The organism is Roseobacter sp. HKCCD6576-2 (assembly GCF_013179285.1).
In the GTDB taxonomy this organism is placed as follows: Bacteria; Pseudomonadota; Alphaproteobacteria; order Rhodobacterales; family Rhodobacteraceae; genus Rhodophyticola; species Rhodophyticola oceani.
On sequence record NZ_WVNW01000014.1, the window covers coordinates 20,525 to 31,194 of the forward strand.

A 10,670-nucleotide genomic window follows, 5' to 3' on the forward strand; every position below is an offset into this window, starting at 1 on the left:
ATAACGTAGTCACTCAGGTACAAACAGATGCTCTCACTGACACAAGGTAAACTTTCGCAAGCGATCAACGTCCTTTGCGCCTCTTTGATTGGCATTCACCCTGTACTTGCGCAAAGTGTCATTCCAGATGCAAACGGCCCTGAAATTATTCAGGCTCCGAATGGGACTGATGTTGTTAATATTAACGCCGCTAACAATGCAGGCGTTTCTCACAACACCTATTCGCAATTTGGAGTTGATGCGAATGGTTTGATCCTGAACAACATTTCAGATGGCTATGGGGACACGCAGACAGCGGGATGGATTCTAGGCAATCCTAATCTGACCAATGGGTCCGCAAACATCATCATCAATGAAGTGACCAGCGCAAACCCATCGGTGCTGAATGGCTTTTTGGAAGTTGCGGGAGACCGTGCTGATGTGATCGTTGCAAATCCCTACGGGATCTCCTGTGATGGATGTGGCTTCATCAATACCGATCGCATGACGCTGACGACCGGCACACCCCAGTTCAGCGACGGAAACCTGGTGGGACTTTCAATTGAAGATGGCCACATCACCTTTGGCTCGAATGGTGCGAATGCGCTTGATGCGACAAGGTTCGATATCTTATCGCGACAAGTTACCTTTGCCGGGTCGGTGCATGCCGAACGCATTCGTCTGGTGGCAGGTCGCAATGACGTGATTTATGCAACCGGTGAAGTCATCGAGAAGAACGCCGATGGCAGTGAATCGCCAGATCTGGCGATTGATTCAACGGTTTTGGGCGGCATGTATGCTGGTGCGATCAGTCTGGAATCGACAGAAGATGGTGTGGGCGTAAAGGCCCCGGAAACCATGGCCGCCAGCACTGAAGAGATGGTTCTGACGGCAGATGGCCGCCTTGTCCTCAAAACTGTAAGTGTCGGGGCTGGGATCACTGCAAATGCGTCAGATGTCGAGGTGAATAGTCGGCTGATTGCAAGTGGTGACATCAAATTGACGGCGGCGAATGACATTCTTGTGGCCGCCGATGCACAGATTGTTTCGGACAGTGCAGCGCTGTTGGCCGCAGGAGGAGACATCTCGCTAAGTAGCAACAGCGAGGTGGTTACTGCAGAGCAGAACGAGCTTGTCGCCTCAGGCAGGATCAATCTGTCCGATGGCGCACGGACCGTATCTAGGGGTGACACCCGCATCACAGCAGCAAATCTGACTGCTGGCAGTGGGGCAATTTTGGCTGCAGGCATTTCGGATGGTGAGGGTGTTGAGAAAAATGACGCCGCGCTTACAACACTCTTGCTGGATATTTCTGGCACTGCACGGTTAGCGGGGGCGCAGGCCTTTGCGGCTGGCCGATTTGAGATCACAACAGAAATTCTGGACATTTCCAGCGCTTCATCTATTGATCCGACACTTTTTGTTGCGTCTGGGGATCTGGACATCACCGCTTCCGAAGTGACGGCAACGCATGCTGAAACCCGTACAGATCAGAATCTGACGATCGCGAATGGTACAGCGGCTATCTCAATCATGGGTGGTGCGTTTGAGGCGGCACAATCCGCCACGATTGCAGGGTCGAGCCTCGCCTTTGACAGCATACTCACCGTGACAGATGGCACAGCAACACTTAATGCCGTGTCTGGCCAGTTGGATGTGAACGGGGTAATTGAGACTGAAAGCCTGTCGGTGATGGCAGCTACCAACCTGGTCAATACCGGTATTTTGCAGGGCGCGAACTCTGTCATACTTGAGGCGCAGAGCATAGAGAATTTGGGTGTTGTGAATGCCACAATTGGATCTGCAGTGTTGCAAGCGCAGGCCATCACCAATTTTAGCACGGTTTTTGGTGCGACGGATGTACAGATTTACGCAGATGCCTTTGTCACGAATTCCGGCGCGGTCCATTCGGATGGTTTCGTGGAATTGGGCGGGCAGTCCGGGGTCGCAAGCGACAGTTTCACAAATACCGAGACGGGGGAAGTCATCGCCACAGGCGATGTGATTTTGCGGTCAGACGACCTTATCAATCACGGTGTTCTGGCCTCCTCCGATGCGCAGCTTTTCATCGAGACTGCGGGTGATATTTCAAATACCAGCACCGGGGTGATCTATGGCGGTATCCTGATCCAGCTAAATGCCGATGGCGTGATCGAGAACACCGGTGGCGTCATCCTGGGTGGTAAAGATATCGTGGTGGCAGGGTTGTCAGGCGCGTATGCGACAAGATTCACCAACAGTGCTGCTGGACTTGTTGAAAGCCTGGGCGGGGATATCTCGCTGGCAGCTGAAACGATCGAGAACATCGCAGAGGCCCCGACCATAACAGAAACGTCAACGACGTCGACCAACAGTAACGCAACGGGAGATTGTCATGGGCGTAATCAAGATTGCACCACCACTACAACCACCACCTCGATCACCACGCGAAGTGTCGTATCAGAACCCGGCAGCCCGGCCCAGATCATATCTGCCGGCAATATCACGCTGGCCGGGACAGATGCGGCTAATGCCTACAGCCTGATTTCAGCTCAAGACGACATCACACTGGCGCTGAACAGCCTTCAAAACGAAGGCATGGGTGTGAACAGGACGACGGATGTAACAAGATCCGTCCACAGTTATCAGCGAGAGTGTTGGTGGATCACTAGTTGGCGTTGCGAAGTTAAAAGGAATTCCACCAGCACCACTATTTTGCCATCTGTGGTCACACCAATCAGGCCCCCTATCTTCTCCACCATCGAAGCGGGCGGTACCATTGCAGGAACTGTGACCGGCTATGTCATCAATGGCGCTGTCACTGACAGCACAACGCCAACGACCGAAGGGGAGGAGAGGGATGAGGACTACTCCCCTACCGCGCCGGGTGATGCGCGCAACCGTCCGCTCACCGGCGACATTTCTGACCTGGACAGCTCGGCCATAGGCAATCCAAACCTGTTTGTCGAAAATACCGACCCGGACGCGGACTTTCTTCTGGAAACACGCTTTGATTTTATCGATCTGGATCAGTTCAAGTCGTCTGACTATTTCTTCGTGGCGCTTGGCATCGATCCGGAGACCTATGCGACGCGATTGGGCGATGCTTATGTTGAAACGCAATTCATTCGCGAACAACTCTTTAGTCTGACCGGCACACGCTTGTTAGAGCCCGGCGTTGATGAAGCCGCGCAGGTTCAGGCGATGTATGACAATGCGGTTGATGCTGCGGTGGCGCTGGAGCTTGTGCCGGGTGTGGCCTTGTCACCTGATCAGATCGCCGCGCTGACCGATGACATTATCTGGCTTGAAGAAACCATGGTGGATGGCCGTATGGTCCTTGTTCCGCGCGTCTATCTGGCTTCTTCCTCGTCGCTTGAGCGCAGCCAGAGTGGTGCGCAGATCGCCGCCTTTGATGTTCAGGTTTTCATTGGCGAGTTCACCAACACAGGAGAAATCTCTACCGATGGCGATCTCCGCCTGACGGTCGAAGGGGATCTGAACAATATTGGCGGTACGCTTTTTGCGGGTGACACGCTGTTTGCGGATGTGTCGGGCAGTCTATCGTCCATTTCGGGTCAGCTTTCCGGTGCCGACGTATATCTGAGCGCACGCGATGTTACCATTAAAACCGCTGTCAATCGCAGCGAACGAGACAATGGGTATCAGGATGGCGCCGCGGTGCAGTCCTCGGTGGCGGCCTTGAACAGTCTTACGATTCAGGCGGACGGCACGATTGCGCTGGTCGGCGCCCGGCTAGACGCGGGAAGCGATGTGGAAATTCTGGCGGGCGGGGACATTCTGGTAGGTGCACTTGGCCTTGAGGGTGAGGTCGGCTCAAACCTCGCACCTGATCTTATCGTTCATAATTCAGTCACCCATCTGACAGGGTCTATAACGGCAGGAAACAACCTGACGATCCACTCCACCGGCACAGACGGCAGGGGGGATGTGACAATTGAAGGCGCACAACTCGCCGCTGAAGAAACACTTTCGGTAATCGCCGATCAGGGCAGCGTTGGCGTCTTTGCTGTTGTTGATACCAGCCAGGATCTGATCGTGTCCCCCAAAAACTCGCTTTTCGATGAGAATGGCGTGCGTGTGGATGCCAAATATCTGGACAACACCGCACTCCAGGCCAACCTGAATGCCGGGGTCGATGTTTTGATTCAGGCTGCAGATGCGGTAGCGGTGGTCGCTTCCGACATTGAGGCCGGTGAAGATGTCGCATTGCTGGCAGGCGGGGATATACTTGTCGGTGCCGTAGCGCTGGAAAGCGAAACCTTCGAGCGGTACTACGAAAAATCCTCAGGCAATGGCTCTGTGGCGGGTGCTTTGGCGATCGCAAGTATCGTTTATGGAGGCAAAAAGGAAGGGTCCCTTTCCACCGAATCCGTCGACTACGCGACCAGTTCCATTGCAGCGGGCAACAATGTGACAATCCAGTCAACCGGCGCCAACGGAGTCGGGGATATTACCATTGAAGGCGCAGATATCGCGGCACGGCAATACCTGTCCGTGGTCGCCAACCAGGGTGATATCAATCTTCTCGCGGTTGCAGATACTCACTATACGGATGCGAAATTCAGATCGAGCGGTCTGTTTTCCAAATCCGAAACCCGCGATCAGAGCTTCACCCTGACAAACCAGGTGACAACGCTAACCGGCGGGGCTGAGATCAATGTTCTGGCGGCGGGCGGCATATTGGCCGAAGGCACAGAATTCATGGTGCCTGGCGTCTCTGACGCCGTGTCAGGACACGATAGCTTGGCTGCAGACGGGCTGCAACTCACCAGCGTCTATGGGGACACGGTTTTCACGGCCGTTACGGATGTACAATCCAGCGCTTCGTATAAAAAGTCTTCCGGGTTCTTCGGCCTTTTTGGCAGTGAAAGTGATATCAGATCGCTGCACACAAATGCAGTGGGCGCAACAGCGGATGTGGTGGGCGATATAGGTATCACCTCGGGCGGTAATCTGATCCTGACTGCGGTGGATTTCAAAGCCGATGGCAGCTTCAGTACTGACGTGGCGGGCAGCACAACTCTGCTGGCAGCGATCGATACCAGCTATACTGCGGTTGATACGATGAACAACAATGGTGTCACGATCAAAACCGCCACCACAACGGATTATCAGGAAAGCGTGAGCTTCAACTCGATTGACGCTGCAGGTGGGGTCGATTTTGACGAAGACAGTCATGTGACATTGGCCGGGGTGCGCGACCCGATGATTGGCAACACTCATGCCGCTAGCCTTGTGGGGGCAAAGGGAGAGAACTTGGGTGTTGCTGCGCTGTATCTCGACCCTTCTGATTCTGACCTTTCCAATGACCAATCGTCCGGGACCAGCCCGGACGCGTCTGATTGGCGCCGCGATCTTGATGTGTTCACTGCAGCACTTCCGACAGGAGAAGATGGCAATGGGTATCTGTATCTGGACGGTCTGACCAGTCGTGAGGGCGCCACAGTCGAGGCCATCACTTTGATCGATGACCAATTCTATGAAGAGGACATAGTGCTGAACCCGGCGTTCAAAGCTGCATTGGCCATTGCCGTGTCCGCTGCCATCGGGAACTTTACCATAGTTGGTCAACTTGGATCGTTAGTTGGGAATAGCACTGCGTTCGGCTCGGCCCTGTCCACCGCGGTATCAACCGCGGCGACAACAACGGCTTCTACTTTCGTGGTGGAGAGCACGGCTGGTGTCGTTACCGGCGACTTTGATCTGGACGACATCGTAAGGCAGGCGGTGACCGCCGGTGTTAGCTCTGGCGTGATGGCGGGCCTGACGACGGGTATCAATCTGGGGGACATTAACCCGCTTTCCGATACCAGTTGGGCCAACGCGTCCGTCTTCCAGGGAGCGAGCTTTGGCGAGGCGCTGACGGTGAACGCTCTGCTGGAAACAACTCTGAATGCAGGCATTCGGGCCGGGTATGCCTCCAAGACCAACGATGATGTCAATTTTGGTGACGCCTTCCTCAGAAGCTTGCAATCGGACGTGGCCAAAATTGCGATGGCCGACCTGCAGATGGGAATCGGCGATTGGGCGGAACTCAACGGCGGCGAAGGGACCATTGGCCATATCGCCCTGCATGCTGCGGTGGGGTGCGCTGCGGCGTCCGCGCTTGAGGGCAGCTGCGCATCCGGCGCGGCGGCGGCCGGCGCGCAGGCGATCTATGCCGGGATGCTAGGCGATGCTCGCGAAACGATGACCGAGGCGGAAGAAGCCTCCGCCAAACAAACAGCCCAGTTAGTCGGCGCTTTTGTCGGCTACGCCACCTCGGGTGGGGAGGCTGTGAATGTCGACAACGCCGCAAATATCGCCCAATCGGGGCTGGAGAACAACTATCTGAACCACACGGATCTGGCGGAGCTGAAGAAAGATCTGGAGGCCTGCCTTGCGCAGGGCTGCGACGATACCGAGCTAGCCAAGATTCAGGCCGACTATCAGGAATTGTCAGACGAGCGAAACAAGACGCTGGTGGCAGATTGCGGCGGGGATCTGGCCTGCATTGCAGAAACGCGGGCCAGCGCCATTAGCCGTAATGATCTGACGACCATGCTGGTGAAATTGGAGCAGGGTGATGATGATCTGTTCCTGCAGATGAATTTTGATAATGATACATTTGCCAGCGGCGACGTCTGGGATGACGCGGAGCGGGATACGATCGCGATTTCGCGCAGCGGGTGCGCGGCGGATGACACGGCCTGTTACCAGGCCCATCAAAGAGAGGCCGCCCTCAACCTGTTGACACTTGGCGCTTACGGCACAGTTACCGACGCCTTTGATTGCGCAAGCGCGATGACATTGGATGCCTGCATGGCGACGATGGTGGAAACCGGAGCCGCCGCAGTAACGGCAGGCGCGGGTTACGTGGTCGTGAAATATGGCGGCAGACTTGTCAAAGTCGTCAAATCAGGCGATACATATGTCGAAGAAACTGTCGATACCGCTACAAATAGAACAGACAGCCCATACTCTGGTGGTGCACATCGTGAAACCTCTCAGCCTGTGGGTGACGGCTGGGATAGCCATCACTGCCCAGCTAGGAATTGCTACCAAGATGCTCCGATTAGTTCTGCGGATGGCCCTGCAATTCAGATGGATCCAGCTGATCACCGGTTGACCTCAAGCTATGGTAATAGTGCAGAAGCTCGTGCCTATCGGGCCGAACAACAAAGGCTCCTCAACGAGGGCCGTGTTCAAGAGGCAATTCAAATGGACATAGATGACATCCGCCGAATAGAAAGTGAAATCGGTCAACCTGGGAAATATGATTCTGCGATTCAGCAAATGCAGGATTATGCAAGCGGTCTTGACCCAAATGATTTTATCAGTCCGTAAGGGGGCATTTAGGTGATTGTTTTTCCATTTGAGAAAGTTACTGATGTTCCTACTGGTTCGGGGGGGAATGCCGACATAGCTGCTTCAAGCGATCTGATTGAAGTTATGGACCGGTTCAGTTTTCAAACGCTTCGGGCAACAAACAAGTCTTACTTCCGAGGAGTGAGTGGATATTTGTTTGATGCACAAATCCTCATAGGATTTGGAAAAGACTACAAAGTTTCAGACCTTGAAATAAGGCACCCATTTTCGTGCTTGAACGGTGAGGGTCTTTACTGGCGTAATCTCAATTTGGTTCATGCCACACTTTCTGACTTGCAGGCAGTTCTTCGCAAAGAAGGCGTTGTAATGAAGTCGTCGGAAGTTGGTTTCGGTGCACCTGATTTAGGCATTTCATTCTTCTCTAACGATTATGAAAACAGCTTGGATGTCCGCATGGACGCTATCACCGTGCACTTTAGGCAATGACAGTGGCATGGGTTTTCTACGTCATGTCATTGGTTTGATTGTTGTACTGCTGCTCTCAGCATTGAGCGCAGCGGCCATGCCATTGGCACCAACTGCATCATATCAAGTTGAGTTTTTCTCACATCAAGAAACCGCTATAGCCGAACATACCGATCTGCATTTAGCAGCCCGCGCACCATCAATGGCGGTGGCCAATGTTGTGATTGCTGGTGCTGCTGTTGCTGAGCATGGCAACGGTATCGTCATGCTTGGACATGAAACCCACGCAGCAAGCTCGGGTTTTCGTGTCGGTTTAAATGCCACAAATAGAACAGTCCCAAATGGCAGTCCTTATTCTCAAGCGGACTATGACGCTTACGTTCAACGAAAACTGGATGCAGGTGAAACTCCAAGCTCACCAGAGGATTATGTTCAGCGGCGTCAGGAGTTGGATCAAAATCGTGCAGATGGAACCCGCCGACAAGAGCAGTATCGACAGGAAATGACCGATATCCATGGTGAAGAAAATGTTTTGACAGAACGTTTTCTACGTAACGCAAATGGCGATGTTGTGCGTGATCCAGTGACGGGCGAAGGTCGGCGCTTGGATTGCGTTGTCGTCAACGGACAGTGTGGATATGCTGCGGAAGTGACCAGTCCGACAGTGGACAAGACCCAACAGATTAGGAAAGAAACCAACATTCGAAACGCGGGTGGCACTTTTGTGCAGAACCCAAGGACGGGCGAATTGATTGAGCTCGAAAATACCTCTGAGATAATTAGGTTGGAATAATATGACAGACAGTGATTTCGTGTTGGATTCGGCTAAATTTTATTTAGGTTTGAAAGAGTTGGTTCGCGTAGATAGAGAAACTAAGGAGCGTATCACAAAGCCTTTGTATACCTTTGATCAGATCGTCTATCGTCTGTATGTTCCTACAAGCTTCTTCCAAGAAAACGCGCTATTGACGCGAAAGCTTGTAGACGGACCGGAAAGTATTTCAGAAGATTTTGAGTTACGGAAAGGCGACCTAACTGAGTTGGGATATGAGCTTTTTAGAAGTGCACATTCAAAATGGCTTGGAGCACTTGACCGCAAAGCCGCTGGTAAGGCCGTCGACGCAACAGATGCGGAAGGCATAAGGCAAGACTGGTTGCGTTCATCAAAAGCAGATCAGATTTTTAAAACCCACCTCAAAAAACTGAAAGAATTACACCCGAACTTAAGCTGATTGCGAACGAAGCGTAGCTGGCTGTGATCGCCGTTCCAACTCTTTAGCGACGTTCATCAACTCCAACTCAATACATTTGCCAGCGGCTACGTTTGGCAAGAGGCGGAGCGGGATACGAGCGCTGACTTCCGCTTCGCCGTCCATCGCTTGATACCGTCTTCCAATGGTCCACTCATCGCTACGTTTTCCTCCTTGTAGCATGAGCAGGATTTCACTGGGTCGATACAGTGTTTTGATCCGTCATTTGCGTTGACGATTTGCCGTTTGCGATGTCACACCACCCGGCATCTGTGTCTTGAGCTATGCGGGTTACAGCTTGGGTGAAACTGTCCTGTTCGATGTTTGCCTTGGCGAAGAAGAACGCGCAGCGCCCGCCAGCTCAAACAGGTCCATACTCTCACACATCCCGCGAAAATGGGTGGGGATGGTGTAAACAGCGATATACTGGAGAACGGGGATTGATCCAAAACGCTATGCGCATATATAGTGCGCATGAAAGAGGTGGCCTGATGCAAGCACAATCTGTTCCCAAGAAGCCGACGAACCTGACGCTGGATCAGGGGCTGTTATCTGAAGCCCGTTCCTTTGGCGTGAACCTCTCGCAAGCGGCAGAGGCTGGTCTGCGCCGTGCGGTCAAGGACGCAAAGGCGGCTGCGTGGAAGCGTGAGAATGCCGAGGCGCTTGAGGCTTCCAACCGTTGGGTCGAGGAAAACGGCCTGCCACTGGAAAAATACCGGCCCTTCTGATGGCGCGTTTTGATGTTTATGCAAGCCCAGATGGCGCGAGCTATCTGCTCGATGTGCAGGCTGATCTTCTGGAGAGCCTGAACACACGCCTTGTGGTGCCGCTGCTGCCGGTAAGCACGGCACCGTCACCGGCCAAGCGATTGAACCCGGTCTTTGATATCCAATCCGAGCGATATGTGATGGTGACACAGTTCCTGTCAGCGGTTCCGGCCTCCATCCTGAAAGCGCCTTTGATCAGCCTTGCGCAGCACGACACCGAGATTACCGGCGCGCTCGATATGGCGCTGACAGGCGTTTGAATCCCCCATTCTTCTTTAGCTGCCAATCCTTTACGGCTTCCCAAAAGCACCCGCGCCGGTTTATGACTGGATTATGATCTATCGGCTTCAATCTTTCTTTGCGGGCGCTATTGCCTTCATCGTGGCGGCGCTTCTGGCGCTCGCGCCTGCGAGTGCAAAACCCATGTCGGGGGGATATCAGATTTTTGAGCCGGTCGCTTTGGAGCATCAGCACGCTATCCAATTGGCCTCATTGGAAGATTTTGACTACCACGCCAAAGTCGCGCCGGAGTGTTGTAATGCTACAAATGGTGGACGGTTTAGCGGAATTCAGGCGAGAAATGCTGATGAATCTCAGTTCCTTCGCAATGCGGAAGCAACATTTGGTGAAAGCACCACTTGGACGAGTGTAACCCGTCATCGCGGTGAGTTGGTTGTGCAACGTTCAGATATTGAACTGAGCCCACAAAACATAACTCGGATGCAAAATGGACAGGCACCTTTTGTTCGCAATGCCAACGGAGACTGGGAACCGCTTCAACTGCATCATGTAGGACGTGAAACGGGTCAAATGATTGAAGTCACGTGGTCGCAAAACCTTGACCTAATGGGATGAACTGCCTTCCCGCCAAGACCGCGGCTATTGTCGCGGAAACAGC

At 53.4% G+C, this 10,670-nt stretch carries 7 protein-coding genes; all 7 read left to right on the forward strand.

Translation table 11 applies throughout. From position 1 onward, the window contains the following. The first annotated feature begins 27 nt into the window (after positions 1 to 27). The 7 genes from GTF44_RS19915 (at position 28) to GTF44_RS19945 (ending at position 10,627) form a co-directional block, all read left to right on the forward strand. The gene (locus GTF44_RS19915) at positions 28 to 7,308 is read left to right on the forward strand and encodes a filamentous hemagglutinin N-terminal domain-containing protein (protein WP_171562778.1); all 7,281 of its coding nucleotides are present in this window, start codon (positions 28 to 30) and stop codon (positions 7,306 to 7,308) included. 12 nt (positions 7,309 to 7,320) lie between these two features. After that, positions 7,321 to 7,776 carry a hypothetical protein gene (locus GTF44_RS19920; protein WP_171562781.1) on the forward strand — a complete coding sequence of 152 codons (456 nt, stop codon included), beginning with the start codon at positions 7,321 to 7,323 and terminating at the stop codon, positions 7,774 to 7,776. A gap of 7 nt (positions 7,777 to 7,783) precedes the next feature. Further along, entirely contained in the window at positions 7,784 to 8,548 is a 765-nt protein-coding gene (locus GTF44_RS19925; RefSeq protein ID WP_171562783.1) for a hypothetical protein, read from the forward strand. A 1-nt stretch (position 8,549) separates the two neighbouring features. After that, a complete protein-coding gene (locus GTF44_RS19930; protein WP_171562785.1) occupies positions 8,550 to 8,987 on the forward strand; it encodes a hypothetical protein in 438 nt (145 codons plus the stop codon). A 509-nt stretch (positions 8,988 to 9,496) separates the two neighbouring features. Beyond that, on the forward strand, positions 9,497 to 9,733 hold the full coding sequence (locus GTF44_RS19935) for a type II toxin-antitoxin system CcdA family antitoxin (protein ID WP_171562787.1): 237 nt from the start codon (positions 9,497 to 9,499) through the stop codon (positions 9,731 to 9,733). Continuing rightward, positions 9,733 to 10,032 carry a CcdB family protein gene (locus GTF44_RS19940; protein WP_171562789.1) on the forward strand — a complete coding sequence of 100 codons (300 nt, stop codon included), beginning with the start codon at positions 9,733 to 9,735 and terminating at the stop codon, positions 10,030 to 10,032. Before GTF44_RS19935 ends, GTF44_RS19940 begins: the two co-directional genes overlap by 1 nt. A 73-nt stretch (positions 10,033 to 10,105) precedes the next feature. Continuing rightward, positions 10,106 to 10,627, forward strand: coding sequence for an HNH/ENDO VII family nuclease (locus GTF44_RS19945; protein WP_171562791.1), 522 nt, complete (start codon positions 10,106 to 10,108; stop codon positions 10,625 to 10,627). Positions 10,628 to 10,670: the final 43 nt, after the last annotated feature.